This is a genomic window from Nonomuraea sp. NPDC049655, assembly GCF_044465465.1.
Classification (GTDB): domain Bacteria; phylum Actinomycetota; class Actinomycetes; order Streptosporangiales; family Streptosporangiaceae; genus Nonomuraea.
In genome coordinates this window covers 20048-41977 of record NZ_JBITLS010000016.1, presented here as the reverse complement: position 1 = coordinate 41977, position 21930 = coordinate 20048, and the positions used below count along the sequence as shown (strand labels likewise).

The window sequence follows — 21930 nt, the reverse complement described above, 5'->3', positions numbered from 1 at the left end:
CTCAGAGGTCGATCGGCAGGTCCGAGAGCATGAAGGGCTTGCCGGGCTCGTACCCGAGGGGACGCGGCGCGGCCGGAAGGCGCTCGACGAGCAGGTAGAGCAGCGCCGACAGGGTCGTGGCGCACACGATCTCGCCGGCCTCGACCAGCCGCCGGACGCTCGACAGGTGCACCCACTCGATGCGCTCGGCCTCCCAGGGGTCGCTGGGCGGGCCGATGTGGGTGGCCGTGTCGGCCCGGTAGATGTGGTTGAGGCTGTCGGTGAAGCCGTTGGTGGGCTGGACCGACATCAGCGGACGCAGCGGCCCCGGACGCCACCCGGTCTCCTCCTCGACCTCACGGGCGGCCGCGGCCATCGGCATCTCGCCCTCGTCGACCTGGCCGAGCGGGACCTCCCAGCCCCAGCTGTCGGTGATGAAGCGGTGGCGCCAGATCAGCAACACCCGGTCCTTGTCGTCGGTGACGACCGCGCCCGCGGCCGGCGCGGTGCGGACCAGCCGGTGATCGAGGTGCCGCCCGTCGGGCAGCTCCACATCCGCGATCCGGATGTCCAGCCACTGGTCGGCGTAGAGCGACGTTTCGGAGTGGACCTGCCAGCGCATGTGACCAACCCCCTAGCAGAGGCGCGGGTATCAACCCAACGTTACAAGAGACAACGCTGCGTGTGTGGGGCAATCGTGCGGATCGTCGCATCGCCCCAGGCAGCGCCACGCCCACGGCGAAACGGCGGCCTCGGCGTGTCGCACGATATTCGGATATTTGCCTCGATACGGTAGGCGGATCGCGGCGGGAGACCGGGTAAGTCGGCACGATCTGTCCGTGTGGTCTGGTGGAATCTAGTGCTGTGAGTGGTCAGACCTGGCGGTTGGTGCGGCGTGGCAGCGGAGGCCCTGTTGAGCCTCCTGCGCTGGATGAACATCAGCGTGCCGTGGTCGAGCACCGGAGCGGCCCGCTGCTCGTCCTCGCGGGGCCCGGCACGGGCAAGACGACGACGATCGTCGAGAGCGTGGTCGAGCGTATCGAACGGCGCGGGGCCGACCCCGAACGGGTGCTCATCCTCACCTTCAGCCGCAAGGCCGCCGAGGAACTGCGGCAGCGCGTCACCGGGCGGCTGCGGCGCACCACCCGCTCACCTCTGGCGCTGACCTTCCACTCCTACGCCTACGCGCTCCTGCGCCGCGAGTCCGTGCTGGAGGGCAAGGCGCCGCCGCGCCTGCTGACCGGCCCCGAACAGCTTCTGGAGATCCGCCGGCTGCTCCACGGCGAGCTGGAGAACGGCGCGCTCGACTGGCCGCCGTCCCTGCGCGAGGCGCTCAAGACCCGCGGCTTCGCCGAGGAGGTGCGCGACTTCCTGTCCAGGGCCGCCGAGCGCGGCCTCGACGGCGAGCGGCTGGTCGCGCTCGGCCGGCTGCACGGCCGGAGCGACTGGATCGCCACCGGCCGGTTCTACGAGCGCTACCAGGACCGGTTCGACCTCGACCCCGAGGACACCTACGACTACGCCGAGCTGATCGGGGCCGCCTCGGCGCTGCTGACCAGGCCCGAGGTGCGCGCGCGCGAGCGGGCCGCCCACGACATGGTGTTCGTCGACGAGTACCAGGACACCGACCCGGCCCAGGAGTACCTGCTCGACCAGCTCGCCGGCGACGGGCGCGACCTCGTCGCGGTGGGCGACCCCGACCAGTCGATCTACGGGTTCCGGGGCGCCGACGTCCAGGGGATCATGAAGTTCCCCGAGCGGTTCAGGACGCTCGACGGGCGCGAGGCGCCGGTGGTGGCGCTGCGCGTGTGCCGCAGGAGCGGGGCCGACCTGCTGGAGGCATCGCGCCGGGTCGCCGCCCGCCTGCCGATCGCCCCGGCCCCCGACCACGACCAGCGGCACGGCCACCGCGACCTGGTCCCGGCGGCCGGCGTCGAGCCCGGCGACGCGCGCGTCCTGCTGGCCGACAGCACCAGCCAGGAGGCCGCGATCGTCGCCGACACGCTGCGGCGGGCGCACCTGATCGAGGGGGTGCCCTGGCACCGCATGGCGGTGCTGGTGCGCTCGGCCAAGCGCCAGGTGCCGCTGCTGCGGCGGGCGCTGGTCAACGCCGGGGTGCCGACGATGATCGCCGGCGACGAGGCGCCGATCGCCCAGGAGCCGGGGGTCCGGCCGCTGCTCACGATGCTGCGGGTGGCGCTCGACCCGGCGCAGCTCGACGAGGGGGTGGCCGAGGAGCTGCTGACCGGCCCGCTCGGCGGCACGGACATGATCGGCGTACGCCGCCTGCGCCGGGCGCTCAAGATAGCCGAGAACGAGGCCCTGGCCGCCGAGGAGCCGCCGACCGCGGAGGGACCGGCCGAGGAGAAACCAGCCCCCGAGGAGGACCCGGTCGCGGAGGAGGAGCCGGCCCCTGAGGAGGACCCGGTCGCGGAGGAGGAGCCGGCCGCCGAGGAGGAGCCGGTCGCCGGGAAGGCCGGGGCGCGGTCGTCAGGCGAGCTGCTGGTGGCGGCGATCCAGGACGCCCGCGAGCTCACCCGCGTCGAGCCGCACGTCGCCCTCCCCGCCGAACGCGTCGCCAAGCTGCTCGCCGCCGCCCGCGAGGCCGCCGCGCAGGAGGGCACCGCCGAAGACCTCCTGTGGGCCGTGTGGCACGCCAGCGGCCTGGGCCCGCGCTGGACCGAGCAGAGCCTGTCCGGCGGCTCCCGCGGCGCGCAGGCCGACCGCGACCTCGACGCGGTGGTGGCGCTGTTCGACCACGCCGCCAAGTTCGTCGACCGCATGCCCAAGGCGGGCCCCGAGGTGTTCCTCGACAACCTGGCGGCCCAGGAGATCCCGGGCGACACGCTGGCCGACCGCGCCCCCGACGGCGACGCCGTGCGGGTGCTGACGGCCCACCGCTCCAAGGGCCTGGAATGGGACATCGTGGTCGTGGCGGGCGTCCAGGAGGGGGTCTGGCCCGACCTGCGGCTGCGCGGGTCGTTGCTGGGCGCCGACGACCTGGTGGAGGTGGTCGAGGGCGCCGAGCCGAGCGCCGCGTCGCTGGCCTCCAAGCTGCTGGCCGAGGAGCGGCGGCTGTTCTACGTCGCGGCCACGCGGGCCAGGCGGCGGCTGGTGGTCACGGCGGTCGGCGGCGAGGACACCGACGAGCGGCCCTCCCGCTTCCTGTCGGAGCTGATGCCGGGCGCGGTCGAGTCGGCCACGGTCGACGACCGGGCGCGCTGGCTGACCATGTCGGCGCTGGTGGCCGACCTCCGCAGCGCGGTGACCGACCCCACCAAACCGGCCAAAGTCCGGCAGCGCGCCGCGCGGCAGCTCGCCCGCCTGGCCGCCGCCGGGGTCCAGGGCGCCCACCCCAACGACTGGTACGCCCTCACCCCCATCACCGACGACCGCCCGCTGAGCTGGCCGGACGGCATCGTCAACATCTCCCCGTCCGCGGTCGAGAGCTTCACCAAGTGCGGCCTGCGCTGGCTCCTGGAGACGGCGGTCGGCGCCGCGGGCACCAGCACCGCCCAGGGCCTCGGCAACGTCATCCACGCGCTGGCCATGCTGGCCGCCACCGACCTGCCCGGCGAGGACGCCCTGGGCGAGCGGCTCGACCAGGTCTGGAACGAGCTCGACTTCGGCGGCGTCTGGTACAACCGCAAGCAACGCCAGGTCGCCGAGCAGATGATCGGCAAGTTCCTGCGCTGGCAGAAGGACAACCCGCGTGAGCTGGTCGCCATCGAGGAGTCGTTCGTCGCCACGGTCTCCGAGGGCGTGCAGATCAAGGGCCGGGTCGACCGGGTCGAGCGCGACGACGACGGCCGCGCGGTGATCATCGACCTGAAGACCGGCGGCTCCAAGCCCAAGGCGGGCGAGCTCGACCGGCATCCGCAGCTCGGCGTCTACCAGCTCGCCGCGCTGCTCGGCGCGTTCGCCCGGCACGGCATGACCGAGCCCGGCGGCGCCGCGCTGGTCCAGCTCGGCAAGGCGGCCGGCAAGAACGCCGCCACCGAGCAGCGGCAGGGCGCGCTGGCCGACGACAAGAACCCCGGCTGGGCCGGCGACCTGGTCGACACCGTCGCCACGGGCATGTCGGGCCCGTTCTTCCAGGCCAAGGTGAACGACGGCTGCCGCACGTGCGCGGCGCGGGCGAGCTGCCCGGTCAACGACAACGGGGGCCAGGTGTGCTGAACCCGGTCGAACTGGCCGACAAGCTCGGCATCCTGCCGCCGACGAGCGAGCAGGCCGCGGTCATCGAGGCGCCGCTCGAACCGATGGTCGTCATGGCGGGCGCGGGCTCGGGCAAGAGCGAGACGATGGCCGGGCGGGTGGTCTGGCTGGTGGCCAACGGCCTGGTCAAACCGGAGAACGTGCTGGGGCTGACGTTCACCCGCAAAGCCGCGGCCGAGCTGGCCGTCCGGGTCAGGGAGCGCCTGACCGGGCTCGCCGAGGCGGGCCTGGTCGCGCCCGGCGCGCTCGACAACGAGCCGACCGTCTCCACCTACCACGCCTACGCCGCCCGCCTGGTCACCGACCACGCCCTGCGCGAGGCGCTCGAACCCACCATGCGCCTGGTCACCCCGGCGGTGTCGTGGCAGCTCGCCTCGCGCGTGGTGGCCCTGTACGACGGGCCGATGGACAAGATCGAGCTGGGCCCGCCCTCGGTCACCGCCGCCCTGCTCGAACTCGCCGGCGAGCTGTCGGAGCACCTGCGCGGGCCCGCCGACGTGCGGCGGGTGGGGGAGTGGCTGGAGGCCCGGCTGGCCGCGCTGCCCGGCCGCACGACCGTGGCGCAGCGCAAGCCGGTCGGCGTGCACGCGGCCAGGGAGCAGCTGCTGCCGCTGGTGGAGGCGTACGAACGGCTCAAGCGCCGCCGCGAGGTCATCGACTACGGCGACCAGATGTCGCTGGCCGCCCGGATCGCCGCCAACCACAAGGAAGTGGGCGAGATCGAACGGTCCCGCTACTCCGTGGTCCTGCTCGACGAATACCAGGACACCAGCCACGCCCAGCTCGTCCTGCTGCGCTCGCTCTACGGCGGCGGCCATCCGGTCACCGCCGTCGGCGACCCCTGCCAGTCCATCTACGGCTGGCGCGGCGCCTCGGCGGGCAACCTGCGCCGCTTCCCCCGCGACTTCCGCACCGGCGCCGGGGAGGAGGCGCCGGTCCGCCAGCTCAGCGTCAGCTTCCGCAACGGCGACCGGGTGCTCGACGTCGCCGCCCGCGTCCAGCTCCCGCTGCGCATGGAGGCCCGCGAGGTGCCCGTGCTGGTGCCGGGGCCCAACCGGGTCGACCGGGGCCGCGTCACCTGCGCCTTCCACGAGACCGCCGAGGACGAGGCGAAGTGGATCGCCGACGGCGTGGCCCGGATCCTCGGCCAGGAGACCGCCCCCGACGGCCTGCCCTGGGGCGAGAAGGAACGCAAGAAGACCCTCGCCCTCCAGCCCCAGGACGTCGCGATCCTGGCCCGCAAGCGTTCGCAGTTCCCCGCGCTGCGCAAGGCGCTGGAGGACCGCGACATCCCGGTCGAGGTGGTCGGGCTGGGCGGCCTGCTGACCGTGCCCGAGGTCAGCGACATCGTGGCGACCCTGCGCGTGCTCTACGACGCCACCGCCGGCGACGCGCTGGCCAGGCTGCTGGCCGGGCCGCGCTGGCGGGTCGGGCCGGCCGACCTGCGGGTGCTGGGGGAGCACGCCAGGGAGCTGGCCCGCGAGCTGAGCGAGAGCCACCGCGCCGACGACCCGCTCGACCAGGTGGTCGCCGACCTGGCCGAGGAGCGCGGCAGCCTGGTCGACGCGCTCGACGAGCTGCCCGACCGGCCCGAGTGGCTGGAGTCGCTCTCGCCGCTGGCCCGAACCCGGCTGGTCGCGCTCGCCCAGGAGCTGCGCAGCCTGCGCGGCCACACCGCCCAGCCGCTGCCCGACCTGGTCACCGAGATCGAACGCCGGCTCGGCCTGGACATCGAGGTGGCCGCCCGCAGCGGCACGGCCGGGGCGTTCGCCGCGCGGGCCGACCTCGACGCCTTCATCGACGCGGCCGCCAGGTTCGCCGGCGACGCCGAGGACCCGACGCTGGGCGCGTTCCTGGCCTACCTCCAGGCGGCCGAGAGCGAGGAGTTCGGGCTGGAGGCGGGCCGGGTCGGCGAGAGCAACAGCGTCAAGCTGATGACCGTCCACGCGTCCAAGGGGCTGGAGTGGCCGGTCGTGGTCGTGCCCGGCCTGTCGCGGCTCCTCAGCTCGAAGGGCACGATCGCGACGGGCAGCGTGTTCCCGGCCACGCCGGTGATGAACAGCCGCTGGACCGACAACCCGCGCAAGCTGCCCTACCCGCTGCGCGGCGACGCCGCCGACCTGCCCCGGCTGGGCGGGCTGAGCAAGGAGGAGCTGGCCGCGTTCGACGAGCAGTGCCGGGAGCGCGACCTGATGGAGGAGCGGCGGCTGGCCTACGTCGCCGTCACCCGGGCCCACTACCACCTCATCGCCTCCGGCTACCGCTGGGGCAGCGCCACCAAGCCGCTGGAGCCGTCGGAGTTCCTGCTGGAGATCCGCGACACGGCCGACCGGGTGTCCTACTGGGCCGGCGACCTCGCCGAGGGCGCGACGAACCCGCTGCTCGCCGAGCCGGCCGAGGCCGTCTGGCCGGTCACCCCGGAGGGCCTGCGCTACGAGTCGGTGCTCGACGGCGCCCGGCTGGTCGAGGACGCCCTGGCCGGCAACCTGGCCGACGAGGACGACGAGCCGCTGCGCCCGTTCGAGGAGGAACGCCTGCGCGCCTGGGAGCGCGACACCGACCTGCTGCTGCGCGAGCGCGAGCTCAACCGGCGCAGGCCGGCGACCGTCGTCGAGCTGCCGGCCAAGCTGACCGTGTCGTCGCTGGTCACGCTGGCCACCGACCCGGCCGAGCTGGCCCGCAGGATCCGCCGTCCGGTGCCGCGCAAGCCCGCGCCGCTGGCCCGCCGGGGCACGTCGTTCCACAAGTGGCTGGAGAGCCGGTGGGACCAGCAGCGGCTGATCGACGACTTCGACCTCGACCCGCTGGAGGAGCTGGAGGAGGCCGACGTGCGGCTGGCCGAGCTGCAGGAGCGGTTCGAGGAGAGCGAGTGGGCCGACCGGCGGCCGGTCGACCTGGAGGTGCCGTTCGAGACCATGATCGCCGACCGGCTGGTGCGCGGGCGGATGGACGCCGTCTTCGAGCTGCCCGACGGCGGCTACGAGGTGGTCGACTGGAAGACCGGCGTCCCGCCCAGGGGGAAGGCGGCCCGCACGGCCTCGGTGCAGCTGGCCGCGTACCGGCTGGCGTGGTCGCACCTGGCCGGGGTGCCGCTGGAGAAGGTGAGCGCGGCCTTCCACTACGTCCGGGCCAACAGAACCGTGCGGCCGGTCAACCTGCTCGACGCCGACGGGCTGGTCGCGCTCGTCGAGGCGGTCCCGGCGTCAGAGTCGTAGGTAATGGAAGGCGGGGCGGGGGTGCATGAGGAAGTCGTGGTGGGAGATGTTCCAGGCGTATGCCCCGGCCATGCCGAACACCACCCGGTCCCCTGCCCGCACCGAGGTCACCACGTTCCGGGCGAGGACGTCCTTGGGGGTGCACAGCTGGCCCGTGAACGTCACGGGCTCCCCGGCGACCCCGGGCCCGCCGCCTGTGGGCAGGACCGTGAACGGCTGGTCGTGGCCCTTGGTCACCGGCGTGCGCAGGTGGTGCGTCCCGCCCAGGACGATCGCGTACGCCTGGCCGCGCCCCCGCTTCACCTCCACGACCTCGGTGACGTAGTGGCCGCAGTAGGCGGTGAGCGACCTGCCCGGCTCGACCCGCAGCCGCCGCCCGGCCCGCAGCGCGGCCAGGCCCTCGCCGTAGGCCGCCCAGTCGAAGCGTTCGCCCGACGTGTACGACACCGCCATGCCCCCGCCCAGGTTGACCTCCCGATGCCCGGTCTCCAGCAGGGCCCCGGCCAGGCGGAGGAGCTGGGCGGCGTTCAGGCCGCTGGCCAGGTGGGCGTGCAGGCCGCGCAGCCGTACGCGGCCGGTGAACAGCGGCAGGCACTCGGCCAGCCCGGCCTCGTCCATGCCGAAGGGGCCGTCCATCGTGAGCGCGGCCCCCTCGACCGGCAGGTCCGGGTTGACCCGCAGCAGCACGTCGGCCTCCAGCCCGGTCGCGAGCAGGCGGCGCAGCTCGTACGGCGACTCGACGTGCAGGCGGTGGTGCGGCAGCCGCAGCTCGGCGTCGGTCTTGCCGGGCCCGCCGAGCGCCAGCCGCGCGCCAGGGAGCAGCGCGGAGACGTGCGCGTGCTCGCCCGCCGACGACACCTCGAACCCGTCCACGTGCCGGGCCAGCACCCGCAGCAGCTCGGCGTCGGGGTTGGCCTTGACCGCGTAGTACAGCTCGACCTCGCACAGCGCCGCGCGCACCGACGCGGCGTGCTCGTCGAGCGCGGGCAGGTCGTAGAGGTAGGCGGGCAACGCGGGCAGCCGGGCGGCGGCCTCCAGCACGCCGCTCATGCGAGCGGGTTCGCGATCGGGACGTAGCCGGCGCTGCGGTCGGCCGCTCTGGCCCACCGCACGCGCAGGTTCGCCTTGGCGGGCAGCGGCGCCCCGGCCAGCAGGTCGCGCAGCGGGAGCGGCTGCCCGAGCTCGGCGGCCTGGCGGGCGAGCAGGTCGCGGGCGGCCCGCCACAACGCGCGCAGCAGCTCGTCGTCGGGGCCCGCCAGGGTGGCGGCGATCTCGGTGAGGTGGTTGACGAACAGGCAGTAGACGACGCGGGCCCAGCCCCGCGCCGGGTCGTGGGTGAGCGCGGCGGCCACGGCCGGATGCAGCCCGTCCAGGTCGTGGCGGCCCGCGACGAGCTTGACGCCCTCCAGGTCGCGGAAGATCGCCTGGACGGGCCGGCCGGCGGCGTCCAGGCCGACGAGCACGTTCTGCAGGTGGGCCTCCAGGACGACGCCGTGGCTGACGTACAGGTCCACGACCGGCAGCGCGACCGCCGACACGTACGCCGTCCACCAGGCCAGGGGGTCGGCCGGTGCGGCGTCCACGGCGAGGGCGGCGGCGAGGACCGGGGTGACGCCGGGGTCGCAGGCCGTCCACGGGCTCGCCCGGACGATCACGCCCAGGCCCTCGCGCTGCCCGAGTGCCGTGCGGTAGCCGGGCTCGGGAAGCCAGCGGACGGCCGGGTGCCGCGCCGCGACCTCGCCGATCAGCGGGGCCAGCCGGGAGGTGAGCTCGACGGCCCCGGCCAGCTCGTACCAGGCGTTCTTGCGCACGCAGTTCGTGATCCGCACGTCCAGGGAGAACTTCAGGCACACCTCGGCGTCCGGCACGTACACGGTCCGCACCGACGAGGTCGGCACGGCGAGCGGCCCCGGCCCGAGATCGACCAGCTCGGAGCCGAGAGCGGGACGCAGCAGGGCGAGCTGCCACGGATGGGCGGGCAGCAGCCGGTGTCCGGCGGGCGCCGGGCCGAGCGCGTCCAGCGCCGTCAGGTCACCCTCCTCGGCCAGCGCGTCGTCGCGTACCGCGAGCAGCCGCAGCGGGAAGGCGGCGTGGGCCTCGGGGGCGTAGCGCAGCCAGTCCGCGCCGTCGCGGGCCTTGGGGGTGGGGTGGAACGGGTGCCCGTACACGAGCGCCTGCTCCGAGGCCAGCCAGGGATCGGCGGGCGGCTCGGCCCGCGCCCTGGCCGCCAGGATCGCCGCGATGGCGTCCCTGCTGGCGGCCACCTGACCGGCGAACTCGCCGTTGGGTTCGGCGAGGAGGCGCTCCGCACCGGCTCCCCGGCCTCGGCGCGCCTGCTCGTCCTGCCGGCCCGCCAGGCCGGACAGGTCGGACAGGCCGGGCAGGCCGGCCACGTCGGGCAGGTCGGGCAGGCCGGCCAGGTCGGTCTCGGTCAGCCGGACCAGCTCGGCGACCGTCAGCGGCTGCCAGGAGCCGCTCTCCAGGCGTTCCGGAGGTCCGTCGAGGCGCAGCGCGGCGCCGCCGTGCGTACGGGCCCGCAGCAGCGTCCCCGCCACCCGCAGCAGCACGTACGGCGGCGCCGGCCAGACCAGCCCCCTGGGCCCGGCCACCTCGCGCACGCAGCACCGCAGCAGGGCCGCCAGCGTCGCCTCCTCGGCCGGCGCCCCGATGGCCAGGACGTCCATTCACGCTCTCCTCAGGTAGTTGGGCCCGCTGATGCCGTAGAACTTGTTCACGTCCCGCGCCCCGGACCGTTCCTTGGCCACGAGCGTCCCGGCGGTGACCATCGACTTGCCGGTGAGCCTGGCCGCGTCGAGCGTCCTGGCGCGCAGCAGCCGGGCCATGGGGTGGTCGCCGTGCTCGTCGAGCGCCTCGGCGAGCGTGCCGCGCACCAGGGCCGCCGCCCGCGCCGGCGGCAGCACCGCGAACGCCACCGCCGCGGCGGCCAGGTGCAGCGTGATCGTGACGAACACGTCGGCGAGCGCGTGCGGGTCGTCGGTGAGCATGCGCCCGTCGGAGAAGGCCGGCACGTCGATCCCGGCCGCCGCCAGCCTCGACGGCGAGGCCAGCAGGCCGTCGTTGTCCTTGACCAGCAGCCGCAGGTCGCCGTCCCGCAGGACGAGGGCCAGGTTCTGCTGGTGGGCCTCCAGGGCGACGCCGTACCGGACGAACAGCCGCACGTTCCAGCGCAGCAGCAGGCGCAGGTAGCGGGGCAGGACGTCCGGGCCGAGTTCGTCCAGCACGCCGGGCACCGCCAGCGCCGCGACCGGGACGATCCGTCCCTCCGGCAGCCGCCGGACCATCCACGCCAGGTACTCGTGGCCCGCGTGCGCGTAGGTCTGCTCGTCGGCCAGCAGCACGCCGGGATCGGCGAGCCGGCGCAGCAGCAGCTCGGCCCGCGCGCCGTCGTCCAGGGTGCCCGCCCTGATCGAGCGCCGGTTGCGCACGCCGAGCGTGCTCACCGGCAGCGGCAGCTTGAGGTGCGTACGCGGCCCCACCTCGACGGTCCGCATGGACAGGGTGGGCCGTACGGTGACCGCCTCCTCGTCCAGCACCCGGACCCCGTCGATCTTCCGCACCTCGCCGACGGCCATCGGGTGCACCGGGAACAGCACACCGCGGCCCGCCGGCCGGGGCACGTCCGCGGGAAGCTCCGTCACCCTGTGGGGGACGATCGCCGCGTGGGGGACGACCGCCCACCGCAGCGCGAACGAGGGGGCGAACTCCGGCGCGTACGCCAGCAGGTCGCGGTCCGAGGCGCCGATCCTGGCCCGCGAGGTCGGGTAGACGGGATGGTCGGCGAAGGCCGCCAGCGACTCGTACGACGGCCCGCGCCGCAGCACCTCCTCGGCGTGCGCGTCGTGCAGCTCCAGCGCGGACAGGGCGGTCAGGCACTCGTCGAAGAAGGCCGCCACCCCTTCGGCGTCGGCCGCGTCGGACACCTCCACGAGCGTCTCCAGCACCTGCTCCAGCCCCAGCCGCTCGTCCGGCGCCACCACGAAGTCCTGGAACGGCGACCCGGGGACCATCCGGACCCACCGCCCGTCGGCCAGCAGCAGCCCGGCCCCGGACCTGGTCCGGTCGAGCCGGGCGGCCAGCCCGCCATAGTCCTCGCGGACCAGCGCGTCCAGCACCCGGGCGGCCAGGTACGCCTCCCGCGACCTCACCCGACCACCCACGGCCGGGCCGCCCGGTACCGCTCGACGGCGGCGTCCACGCGGGCCCGGTCCGGTCCCACGGCCCGGATGACGCCCAGGTAGTCCCGGTTCGTGTGGGTCAGCTCTATGACGTCCCCGACGGCCCGCAGCGGCCGGTGCCACAGCCGTACGCCGCCGTCCTCGACGTCCTCCTCCGGCGGCCCCTCCTTGACGACGCCCGGCCGGTCGGCGACCACGCTGACCGCGCAGCCGTGCCGGGACGCGGGCGGCGGCTCGGGCGCCGGCTCCCCGAGGTGGGTGCGCAGGATCCACTCGAACAGCGGCACGCCCAGCACGTCGGCCAGCAGGAAGTCGCAGTGGTCGCCGATCGCCCGGTAGTTCACCTCGACGATCCGCGGCCCGGCGGCCGTCAGGACGTACTCGGTGTGGCAGGCGCCGAAGCCCACCCCGAGGGCCCGCAGCGCGGCCAGGACGTGGGCGTCGGCGGCGGGCGCCCAGTCGAGCCGCTCCTCCACGAAGTGCGGCAGCGGGCCCAGCGTGGTCGCGAAGCCGCCCAGCACCCGCGTCGCGGAGCCGTCCCCGAGGGTCTCCAGGGTCCGCAGCGGTCCTTCGAGGTACTCCTCCACGACCAGCGTCTCGCCCGGACGCCGCCGCCTGGCCGCGGCCACGGCGCGCGGGAGGTCGTCCTCGACCAGCACGACGTCCTCGCTGGCCACCCCCTCGCGGGGTTTCAGCACCACGGGCCGGGGCAGGCGCTCGGGCACCGGATCGGCGGGTGTCAGCCGCAGCGAACGCACCGTCTCGATGCCGGCCGCCGCGAGCCCGCGTCGCATCAGGAGCTTGTTCTTGGCGGCCAGACAGGCCCGCCAGTCCTTGCCCGGAAGTCCGAAGTACGACGCCGCGAGGGCGGTCTCCGCCTGAAGGTGGTCGGAGTTGGAGAAGATCGCGTCGGGCCTGCCCAGGTGCTCGACCGCGTCGATCAGGGCGCGCGGGTCGCGTACGTCGCACCGCACCGAGCCGGGGTGCCGCTCCGGCCGGTCGGTTAGGACGGTCACCTCGCACCCGAGGGCCCGCGCCGCGGGCAGGAAGCCGTACGTCACCGAGTCCGTCGGCTTGAGCGCGGTCAGGTAGAGCCGCAACGCGAAGGCACCCCCGCAGGAATCAGGTAAGGCTAACCTAACTCGATGATCTTAGCCTGAGAATGATCGCTCCGGGGCCCGCACACCCTAATCGGCGGCTAACTGCGAGGTCATAGGATGACAAGCGACTTGGGGAGGGGCGGCCAGTGGAAAAGACCGCGGAAGAACAACTCATCGGCCCACTGCTCCTGGCACGGGGGACCATCGACAGATCGTCGGCGCTGCGTGCCGACGACAGATGGCTGGAGAAGGCGTGGGCCGACCCCGAGACCAGGGTGCTGGTGATCGACAACGGCCACACTCTCGTGCGGCGGGCCGGCGACGAGGTGCACGCGGTGCTCTACACCTCCGCGCAGGCGCCGCAGGGCGAGCGTTACCTGCTCGGCGTCGAGGGCGGCACCGCCTACTTCGCGGTGGCCGCGCCGCTGCCCGGCACGCCGGCCGGCGACCTCAACGGCCGGGTGACGATGCCGATGAGCCTGAACGACACGCCTGAAGGCCATCCGGTTCCGGCGGGTCTGCGCCAGGTGGGCGGGCTGCTCGGCGACCGCGACGCGGGCCTGCTGGTCCACGCGGTGGCGCTGGAGGCCTGGCACGCCACCCACCAGTTCTGCCCGCGCTGCGGCGCCCGTACGTCGGTGCAGGCCGGCGGCCACGTCCGGGTGTGCCCGAAGGACGCCAGCCAGCACTTCCCGCGCGTCGACCCGGCGGTCATCATGCTGATCAGGGACGAGGACGACCGCTGCCTGCTGGCCCGCGGCCCCCAGTGGCCCGAGGGGCGCCTGTCGATCCTGGCGGGCTTCGTGGAGCCGGGCGAGTCCCTGGAGTACGCGGTGGTCCGCGAGGTCGCCGAAGAGGTCGGCATCCACGTCGTCAACCCACGCTACCTGGGCAGCCAGCCCTGGCCGTTCCCGCGCAGCCTCATGCTCGGCTTCTTCGCCGACGCCACCACGACCGCGCTGACCCCCGACGCCGACGAGATCGCCGAGGCGCGCTGGTTCACCCGCGACGAGCTGGTGGCGTCGCTCCGGTCGGGCGAGGTGCGCCTGCCGCCCCCGGTGTCGATAGCCCGCCGCCTGATCGAGACGTGGTACGGCGGCGAGCTCGTCGGCGACTGGTGACCTGCCGAGCGGAGCCGGGGAGTCCGAAGCAGGGCTCCCCCTTCCGCGTCCTGGCCTAGGAGTCGAGCAGGCGCTTGACCTCGATGACGCTGGGGTTGGTCCTGACGTGCTCCACCCCTGAACGGGAAACCGCCACGACCGTCGGAACGGTCTGGTTGCCGTTGTTGACGCTCATGACGAATTCGGCGGCGGCCGGGTCGCGCTCGATGTCGACCTCCTTGAACGCGATGCCTTCGCGGGCGAGCTGAGACTTCAGCCGCTTGCAGGGGCCGCACCAGGTAGTGCTGTAGACCGTGAGCGCCATGTCGGGTTGTCCCTCCAAGGTCAGGAAAATCAGGCGCTCGGTGCAACAACGCGGAGGCGCCCGCTTAATCCCTACCCGGGGCCCTCTAGCCGATGCGCTCGGCGATCCAGGCCTGCACCCGCTCGGCCACGCCCGGCTCCCGGTACAGGGGAGCGCTGTGGTTGGTGCCCGGCGCCGTCATGATCGTCATCGGCACGCCCACCTGGCCGAGCATCTGCTTGAGCAGCTGGCTCTGCGTCGGCGGCACGAACTCGTCCTCGGAGTGCACCGTGAGCACCGGGGCGTCCTTGGCGCTGGCGTGCCAGGCCACCTCCATGCTCGCCCAGACGCGCGAGCACTTGCCCTTGGGCTCGCAGCCGCCGGCCAGCCGGATCGCGGCCTCGCGCAGCTTGCGCTTGTCGTGGTCGGCGGTCTTCTCGCCGTCGGCGTACGCGCGCAGCGGCGAGATGATCGGCGACAGCCCGACCACGCCCTTCAGCCCGGCGATGCCGTTGCCGTACGTGCCGACCGAGGCGGCGATGTGCCCGCCCGCCGAGAAGCCGACGACGACGTACTTGCTCGCATCGAAGGCCCAGCGGTCGGCGTGCTTGCGCGCCAGGGCGATGGCGGCCAGCGCGTCGGTGCGCTGCGCCGGCCAGGCGGCCTCGCCGGAGAGGCGGTAGTTCAGGTTGAAGACCGTGTACCCGAGGTCGGCGTAGCTACGGGTGATCTCCTTCATGTACTTCTTGTCGCCGCCGGACCACCAGCCGCCGTGGATCAGGAAGACGCCGGGACGCTTCTGGCCGTCGGGCGTCCACCACACGTCCATGTCCTGGTTGCGCTGGCGGCCGTAGGAAAGGGTCTCCGTGGCCAGCCCGCCCAGGCCGTCGGGGTCTGTGGGATTGGTCACCACGGGGACCGGCGGCTCGGCCGCGAACGCGACGGCAGGTGTGAGCGCCACGGCAGCGAGCACCAGCGCGCCCGCGAAAACCGCTGTTCGCACGGCCTTCCTTTCCCCCATGCGGCATGGTCGGCCCCATTGTGGGGGAAGCAACCATTCCTTTGCATCTCGGTGACTATGAACATACGTCGGGCCGCATGTTGCCAGAATAAAGTGCTTCGGCGCCACTTGCGGGGAGGAAGATCGGGTGAACAGCGTGGATGACGTCCTCAGCGGCCTCGACCCGGAACAGCGGGAGGTCGCCGAGGCGGTGCGCGGCCCGGTGTGCGTGCTCGCCGGCGCCGGCACGGGCAAGACCAGGGCGATCACTCATCGCATCGCCCACGCCGTGCGCAGCGGGGTGGTCGACGCGCCCAGCGTGCTCGCGGTGACGTTCACCACCCGGGCGGCGGGGGAGTTGCGGCAGCGGCTGCGGGCGCTGGGGGCGCCGGGCGTCCAGGCCCGTACGTTCCACGCGGCCGCCCTGCGCCAGCTCACCTACTTCTGGCCGCGGGTGATCGGCGGCGAGGCCCCTTCGGTCATCGAGTCGAAGTTGCCGGTGCTGGTCGAAGCCTGCCGCCAGATCCGGAAAAATCCCGACCGGTCCGAACTGCGGGACATCGCGGCCGAGGTCGAATGGGCCAAGGTCTCCCAGATCGGCCCCGAAGACTACGTGGCCGCCGCCGCCAAGCACCACCGCACGCCGCCCGGCTCGCCGGAGGAGGTGGCCCGGCTCTACGAGTCGTACGAGCGCATCCGCCGCGAACGCCACCTGGTCGACTTCGAGACCATCCTCGAACTGACCGCGGCCGTGATGACCGAGCACCAGGAGGTCGCGGCCCAGATCCGCCAGCAGTACCGCTACTTCGTCGTGGACGAGTTCCAGGACGTCAACCCGCTCCAGAAACTCCTGCTCGACACCTGGCTCGGCGGCCGGGACGACATCTGCGTGGTCGGCGACCCCAACCAGACCATCTATTCGTTCACCGGCGCCAGCCCCCGCTACCTGACCAACTTCGCCGTCGAGCACCCGAAGGCCGCCGTCATCAGGCTGGTCCGGGACTACCGTTCCACCCCGCAGGTCGTGAACCTGGCCAACCTGGTCATCGCCAAGTCCAAGACCCCCAACCGCCTCGAACTCATCGCCCAGCGCCCCGACGGCCCCAAACCGGTCTTCTCCGACTACGACGACGAGCCCGCCGAGGCCGCCGGCGTCGCGCGGGCCATCAGGAAGCTGCTGGACAAGGGGGTGCCCTCGCGCGAGATCGCCGTGCTGTTCCGGGTCAACTCCCAGTCGGAGTCCTACGAGGAGGCCCTGTCCAAGGCCGAGATCCCGTACGTGCTGCGCGGCGCCGAGCGCTTCTTCGAGCGTCCCGAGGTGCGGCAGGCGGTCGTGCTGCTGCGCGGCGCCGCGCGGTCGGCCGCGGGCGAGCCGCTGGCCTCGGAGGTGCACCACATCCTGGCCGGGGTCGGACTGACCCCGTCCCCGCCCGGCGGCGGCAAGGCCAGGGAGAAGTGGGAGTCGCTGAAGGCGCTGGCCGACCTGGCCGAGGACATGGCCGCCGAGGGCGCCGACCTGCCCGCGTACGTCGCCGAGCTGGAACGCCGCGCCTCCGAGCAGCACGCGCCGCCGGTGGAGGGCGTCACGCTCGCCTCGCTGCACGCCGCCAAGGGCCTGGAGTGGGACGCGGTCTTCCTGGTCGGCGTCACCGACGGCATGCTGCCGATCATCTACGCCGAGACCCCCGAGCAGATCGAGGAGGAGCGGCGGCTGCTCTACGTCGGCGTCACCCGCGCCCGCAAGCACCTGTCGCTCTCCTGGGCGCTGGCCCGCGCGCCCGGCGGGCGCAAGAGCCGCCGTCCCTCGCGCTTCCTCGACGGGCTCACCGGTCGCGCCTCCACACCGCCCCGCATGACCACCCCGGCGAGCGAACGCCGCACGGTCGCCGCGCCGGTGAGCTGCCGGGTGTGCGCCAAGACGCTGGTGGCAGCGGCCGAGCAGAAGCTCGGCCGCTGCGCGACCTGTCCCGCCGACTACGACGAGGCCCTGCTCGAACGCCTCAAGGTCTGGCGCACGGCCACCGCCAAGGAGGCCAAGATCCCGCCGTACGTCGTCTTCACCGACGTCACCCTCCAGGCCATCGCCGAACGCGCGCCGGCCACCGAGCAGGAACTGCTGTCGATCGCCGGCATCGGCCGGGTCAAGGTCGACCGCTACGGCGAGGCCGTCCTCGGCCTGTGCCGCGGGTGAGATCCCTCACGTACGGCCGGCCCCCTCGCGCGTGAGCCCCTTCCCCACCGGGCGAAACGGTGAGACGGGAGCATTCCGGCAAGGCAGGGCGGGTTTGGGGGAACAGGCGTGGCACGTCAGACTTGTCCATGGAAGGTTCGTCTGTGAGGGGGCCCTGTGAACGAGGCGCTGAAGGAGCTGCTCGACCTGCTCGACCTTGAGCAGATCGAGCTTGACATCTTCCGGGGCAGAAGCCCGGAGGAGCGCATCCAGCGCGTCTTCGGCGGCCAGGTGGCCGCGCAGGCCCTCGTGGCGGCCGGCCGCACCGTCCCCAAGGACCGGCACGTCCACTCGCTGCACGCCTACTTCATCAGGCCGGGCGACCCGTCCATCCCCATCGTCTACAACGTCGAGCGCCTGCGCGACGGCCGGTCGTTCACCACCCGCCGGATCGTCGCCGTGCAGCACGGCAAGGCGATCTTCACGATGTCGGCCTCGTTCCACATCTTCGAGGAGGGCGTGGAGCACCAGGCGTCGGTGGCGCCCGTCGTGCCCGCCCCCGAGACGCTGCCGACGTTCCAGGACAGGATGTCGGAGGTGCTGGGCGACCACCCCGAGCTGCGGGAGTGGCTCTCGCGCCCGCGCCCCGTGGACGCCCGCTACGTCTCGCCCCTGACGTGGGAGGCGCACCTCAACCCCGAGCTGCGCAGCGCCCAGACCAACGTGTGGTTCCGCTACGACGCCGACCTGCCCGACGACCCGCTGCTGCACGTCGTGCTGGCCGCGTACGCCTCGGACTTCACGCTCGTGGACACGATCCTGCTGGCCCACGGCATGGCCTGGGGAGCCTCGAACGTGATCGGCGCGTCCCTGGACCACGCGATGTGGTTCCACCGCCCGTTCCGCGCCGACGACTGGCTCCTGTACGCCCAGGAGGCCCCCTGGTCGGCGGGGGCTCGGGGGCTCGCACGCGGCGAGATGTTCACCGCGTCGGGCGAGCTCGTGGTCTCCGTCGTCCAGGAGGCGATGATCCGCGTGGCGAAGTAGTCGGTTCGCAGCACGTTGTGACACCGTGGTTGTGTCACAAAATCGCAGGTAGAAAATATGTTGCCCCTTCCCGGCTTCCCGGTTTAGGGTCATGGACAAGCGAGTCGGACACTCCTGTTTCCGACGATCTGATGAGTGGAGGTGAGCCCCGGTGATGAGCATCCAGATGTCGGCCACGCAGTGGCTCGCTTCCGCGTGCCGTGACTCGGTGAGGCTCGCCGATGGGCCGGCCAAGCTGCGGCAGGAGAAGTCTGCCCGTAGCCAGGCCCCCGCCGTTCGTGCGAGGGCTCACGCGGGTGTCGCCGCTCCGCAAGGCGTTCCTGTCTATGGCGCAGGTATCGCTGCCCCGATCAACCAGCTCACCAAGGGTGGACTGTGCGGTCCGCAACCCTGGAGGGATGCTCCGGTCATAACCTGACCGGCACATAGCAGCCCCCAGGCCGCGGATCCGCACACAGGATCCGCGGCCTCTTTGTTTTTCCGCGATCCCCGACCACCTCCGAGGTGCCCGACCAAGATCAAAAAGCTCGATCAAAAGGAGAAGCAGATGGGGGCCAAGACGATCATGGACCTGATCGACGAAGCCAAGATCCCCTGTCGTACCGACCCTGACCTGTGGTTCGCAGAGTCACCCGAGGACGTCGAGTTCGCCAAGGCTCTCTGCGGCGGCTGCCCGATCCAGCAGGCCTGCCTGGCCCGCGCGCTGGAGCGCGAGGAGCCCTGGGGCGTCTGGGGCGGCGAACTGATCCTCAGGGGAACAGTCGTTCCCCGCAAGCGTCCGCGCGGGCGTCCCCGCAAGCACCCGGTCGCTGCCTGACCACCCACCAGCCCAACGAGCGAGAGAGAACAAGAACACCGATGAGCACTTCTTCCACCAGGAGCCTGGCCGTGCCGTATCTGTTTCATGACTTGGTCAACGACCGAATACAAACTCTCCACCGCGAAGCGGAGGAGCAGCGTCTCATCCTGCGCGTAAGCCGCGTACAGCGGGCGCGACGCGAGGTCAAGCGGGCCAACGACCGCTTGCGGAAGGCGCTGAGCCAGCAGGTGTGATCAAGGAGGTCCTGCCGCCGGCGCAGGATCTCCTGATCCCCACCTGCCTCTGAAGAGCCGGGCGCACCCAGCGCCCGGCTCTTTCCATGCCCGGACGCCTGCGTTCTGCCGGGTGAGCTGCGGGACGTCTGCGCTCGGTCGGGAGTGCTGGGGGACGGGCCCTCTGCGTTCGGTCGGATGAGCTGTGGTCCGGTCGCCGGGGAGCACGGTGCTGCCTGCGGTCGAGGGCCTTGGCCCGTCTGTCTCCTTCCGTGATTCGCGATCCGGCCCTCGGGTGATCTTCTTGCGCTGCTGGGAACCCGGCCTTCCAGCTATTTGTCTTCGATGCCTGGTTCTTTCCGGCATGTCGGACTCGTGTCGGGGGCGTTCGTAGGGCGGAGAGTGCGCTGTGAGCTGGGTGGCCGGCGGTCCCGGCTGACCTCGGGCCGACGTACGATGGCGCATGTGACCAGCAGACCCGCCGAAGCGCAGCACCTGCGTGACCTCGCCCTGCTGCGCCGCGTCCGCGACCGCATCGACCGCGACTACGCCCAGCCGCTCGACGTCGAAGCCCTGGCCCGCGGCGTGAACATGTCAGCCGGCCACCTCAGCCGCGAGTTCCGCCGCGCGTACGGCGAGGCCCCGTACGGCTACCTGATGACCCGCCGCATCGAACGCGCGATGGCGCTCCTGCGCCGCGGCGACATGAGCGTCACCGAGGTCTGCTTCGCGGTCGGCTGTTCCTCGCTCGGCAGCTTCAGCACCCGCTTCACCGAGTTGGTCGGCGTGCCACCCAGCGTCTACCGTCGCCGCGCGGCGAGCGCGACCGCGGGGATGCCGTCGTGCGTGGCGAAACAGGTGACCAGACCCATCAGGAACCGAGAGACCGCGCTTACCTGACCCCAATTAGCGTGACTTCCATGGACATCACCATCCACTCCAGCTTCCTCCCGCACACCGACCCGGAAGCCTCCCTGGCCTTCTACCGTGACGCCCTCGGCTTCGAGGTACGCAACGACGTCGGCTACAAGGGGATGCGCTGGCTCACGGTGGGCCCCGCCGGCCAGCCGGACACCTCCATCGTCCTGCAACCGCCGGTCGCGAACGGCTACGGCATCACCGACGACGAACGCCGCACCATCACCGAGATGATGGCCAAGGGCACCTACGCCGGCGTGAACCTGGCCACCACCGACCTCGACGCCACCTTCGAACGCCTGAAGGCCAGCGGCGCCGAAATCGTCCAGGAGCCGATGGACCAGCCGTACGGCGTCCGCGACTGCGCCGTCCGCGACCCTTCCGGCAACCTGATCCGCATCCAGGAACGCCACCCCTGACCCACCCCCGGGCACCATCACCCTGGACGTGTCCTTTGAGGGCGTCCTCTGACCCGCGTCCAGGAACGTCATCCCCTGGTCGGCAGTCAGCACCATCACTCCTGACACGCCCTTGGGCTTGCCCCCTTGACCGGCGATCAGGAACGTCATCCCTGGTCCGCGCTCGGTTCCATCACCCTGAATGTGCTTTGGGGGCGTGCCCTCACCAGCATCCACGAGAGTCATCCCTGGTTCGCAGTCAGCACCATCACACCTAACACGTCCTTGGGGCCGCCCCTCCTGATCGGTGATCAGGAACGTCACCCCCTCCCCCGCCGGCCCGGGGACGACCTTGCCGTGCGCAACCCTCAAGCGTCACCACTGCGACCTCGGACAACCCCCTTCGAGGCTCGGCCTGCGACCGATACGACGGGTGTGCCGCGGATGCGGGCAAGCTCACCAACGCCCAAGCGTCCAGGCACGGCGTCTCAAGGCGATCCGCCACCCCAGCAACCCCTTGCCCGGCCCTCACAGAGACCAGTCCGGCCTGGACGAACGGCCACCCCAGCCTTCGCCTGTCCCTGACGCCCAAGCTCGATCGCCGGTTGGTGCCCATACCGGAGCACTTTCGCGCTGATGAAAGGCCCATGGCACGATGGCGACATGATCGCGATCCGAAGGGACGATGCCGCGTAGGCCGCCAGGCGTCGTACGCGCCATGCACCGATCAGGGGCTCAGGCCCCAAAGCCCAGCGGCCACCTTGACGCCATCCGGTCCGGCACCGGAGACGCCCGGAAGCGATGGTCTCCGTCAATCGCCCGGGCGCTTGAGCGTTATGAAGAGTTCCTGCGCAAGCCGGGTAGGAGGTTGCTGCTTCCTCGGCCGGACTGTCCGTGTTGTGATCTGGTCTACTCCCGCGACCTCCTGCAGTCGGAGATCGACCGTCTGCCGGCACTCGCGCGTACCGAACTGCGCCGCATCGTGAGCAGGCTTGATCGACAGTTACGCCGTCGCACCCTGCCCGATCCGGACCTCGAACCCACAGAGCGGCACCTGGATGCCTGGTGGCGACGAAGGCTGCACGAACGGACCTGAACGTCAGATCACAAACGGCCTACCGCAGAGCCGTACCCTCCTGCCGAAGCCCGAAGCCCGGAGCCCGGAGCCCGGAGCCCGGAGCCCGGAGCCCGGAGCCCGGAGCCCGGAGCCCGGAGCCCGGAGCCCGGAGCCCGGAGCCCGGAGCCCGGAGCCC

At 72.5% G+C, this 21930-nt stretch carries 16 protein-coding genes; 9 read left to right on the top strand and 7 right to left on the bottom strand.

The genetic code is table 11. The annotated features are described in order from the left end of the window. Position 1 precedes the first annotated feature (1 nt). A complete protein-coding gene (locus ACIBQ6_RS40965; RefSeq protein WP_358294344.1) occupies positions 2-601 on the bottom strand; it encodes an NUDIX hydrolase in 600 nt (199 codons plus the stop codon). Between the two features lie 266 nt (positions 602-867). Between ACIBQ6_RS40965 and ACIBQ6_RS40960 the strand changes: the two genes are divergently transcribed. Together ACIBQ6_RS40960 and ACIBQ6_RS40955 are read left to right on the top strand one after the other, a co-directional pair. Continuing rightward, positions 868-4158, top strand: coding sequence for an ATP-dependent helicase (locus ACIBQ6_RS40960; protein WP_397218604.1), 3291 nt, complete (start codon positions 868-870; stop codon positions 4156-4158). Beyond that, positions 4152-7412, top strand: a complete 3261-nt coding sequence (locus ACIBQ6_RS40955) for an ATP-dependent helicase (protein WP_397218473.1) — start codon at positions 4152-4154, stop codon at positions 7410-7412. The genes ACIBQ6_RS40960 and ACIBQ6_RS40955 overlap by 7 nt, the downstream gene beginning before the upstream one ends. On the opposite strand, the gene ACIBQ6_RS40950 is transcribed toward ACIBQ6_RS40955, so the two are convergent. From ACIBQ6_RS40950 to ACIBQ6_RS40935, 4 genes are read right to left on the bottom strand one after another with little or no spacing between them, the layout of a single operon-like run. Continuing rightward, a complete protein-coding gene (locus ACIBQ6_RS40950; RefSeq protein ID WP_397218472.1) occupies positions 7401-8462 on the bottom strand; it encodes a type III PLP-dependent enzyme in 1062 nt (353 codons plus the stop codon). The genes ACIBQ6_RS40955 and ACIBQ6_RS40950 overlap by 12 nt on opposite strands. Continuing rightward, a complete protein-coding gene (locus tag ACIBQ6_RS40945; RefSeq protein WP_397218471.1) occupies positions 8459-10096 on the bottom strand; it encodes an IucA/IucC family protein in 1638 nt (545 codons plus the stop codon). Before ACIBQ6_RS40945 ends, ACIBQ6_RS40950 begins: the two co-directional genes overlap by 4 nt. Continuing rightward, positions 10097-11578 (bottom strand): IucA/IucC family protein, encoded by a 1482-nt coding sequence (locus ACIBQ6_RS40940; protein ID WP_397218470.1) that lies wholly within the window; start codon positions 11576-11578, stop codon positions 10097-10099. Further along, complete coding sequence (locus ACIBQ6_RS40935) at positions 11575-12708, bottom strand: siderophore biosynthesis protein (RefSeq protein WP_358294335.1); 1134 nt, start codon at positions 12706-12708, stop codon at positions 11575-11577. The genes ACIBQ6_RS40940 and ACIBQ6_RS40935 overlap by 4 nt, the downstream gene beginning before the upstream one ends. A gap of 146 nt (positions 12709-12854) precedes the next feature. Between ACIBQ6_RS40935 and nudC the strand changes: the two genes are divergently transcribed. Beyond that, positions 12855-13829 (top strand): NAD(+) diphosphatase, encoded by a 975-nt coding sequence (gene nudC, locus ACIBQ6_RS40930; RefSeq protein ID WP_358294333.1) that lies wholly within the window; start codon positions 12855-12857, stop codon positions 13827-13829. 55 nt (positions 13830-13884) lie between these two features. Here the strand turns inward: nudC and ACIBQ6_RS40925 are convergent, their stop codons facing one another. Next, positions 13885-14133 carry a glutaredoxin domain-containing protein gene (locus ACIBQ6_RS40925; RefSeq protein ID WP_358294331.1) on the bottom strand — a complete coding sequence of 83 codons (249 nt, stop codon included), beginning with the start codon at positions 14131-14133 and terminating at the stop codon, positions 13885-13887. An 85-nt stretch (positions 14134-14218) separates the two neighbouring features. Further along, positions 14219-15115 carry an alpha/beta hydrolase gene (locus tag ACIBQ6_RS40920; protein ID WP_358294329.1) on the bottom strand — a complete coding sequence of 299 codons (897 nt, stop codon included), beginning with the start codon at positions 15113-15115 and terminating at the stop codon, positions 14219-14221. A gap of 154 nt (positions 15116-15269) precedes the next feature. On the opposite strand from ACIBQ6_RS40920, the gene ACIBQ6_RS40915 reads away from it, so the two are divergent. The 6 genes from ACIBQ6_RS40915 to ACIBQ6_RS40890 all read left to right on the top strand — a co-directional run bounded on the left by ACIBQ6_RS40915 (position 15270) and on the right by ACIBQ6_RS40890 (position 20698). Beyond that, complete coding sequence (locus tag ACIBQ6_RS40915; protein ID WP_397218603.1) at positions 15270-17303, top strand: ATP-dependent DNA helicase UvrD2; 2034 nt, start codon at positions 15270-15272, stop codon at positions 17301-17303. A 156-nt stretch (positions 17304-17459) separates the two neighbouring features. Beyond that, positions 17460-18329, top strand: coding sequence for an acyl-CoA thioesterase II (locus ACIBQ6_RS40910; RefSeq protein WP_352352821.1), 870 nt, complete (start codon positions 17460-17462; stop codon positions 18327-18329). A 547-nt stretch (positions 18330-18876) separates the two neighbouring features. Next, on the top strand, positions 18877-19146 hold the full coding sequence (locus tag ACIBQ6_RS40905) for a WhiB family transcriptional regulator (protein ID WP_125636897.1): 270 nt from the start codon (positions 18877-18879) through the stop codon (positions 19144-19146). 41 nt (positions 19147-19187) lie between these two features. Further along, the gene (locus tag ACIBQ6_RS40900; RefSeq protein WP_357987333.1) at positions 19188-19382 is read left to right on the top strand and encodes a hypothetical protein; all 195 of its coding nucleotides are present in this window, start codon (positions 19188-19190) and stop codon (positions 19380-19382) included. Positions 19383-19817: 435 nt separating this feature from the next. Continuing rightward, on the top strand, positions 19818-20261 hold the full coding sequence (locus ACIBQ6_RS40895; protein ID WP_357987330.1) for a helix-turn-helix transcriptional regulator: 444 nt from the start codon (positions 19818-19820) through the stop codon (positions 20259-20261). A gap of 20 nt (positions 20262-20281) precedes the next feature. Continuing rightward, positions 20282-20698 carry a VOC family protein gene (locus ACIBQ6_RS40890; protein ID WP_352352819.1) on the top strand — a complete coding sequence of 139 codons (417 nt, stop codon included), beginning with the start codon at positions 20282-20284 and terminating at the stop codon, positions 20696-20698. The last annotated feature ends 1232 nt before the right edge of the window (positions 20699-21930 follow it).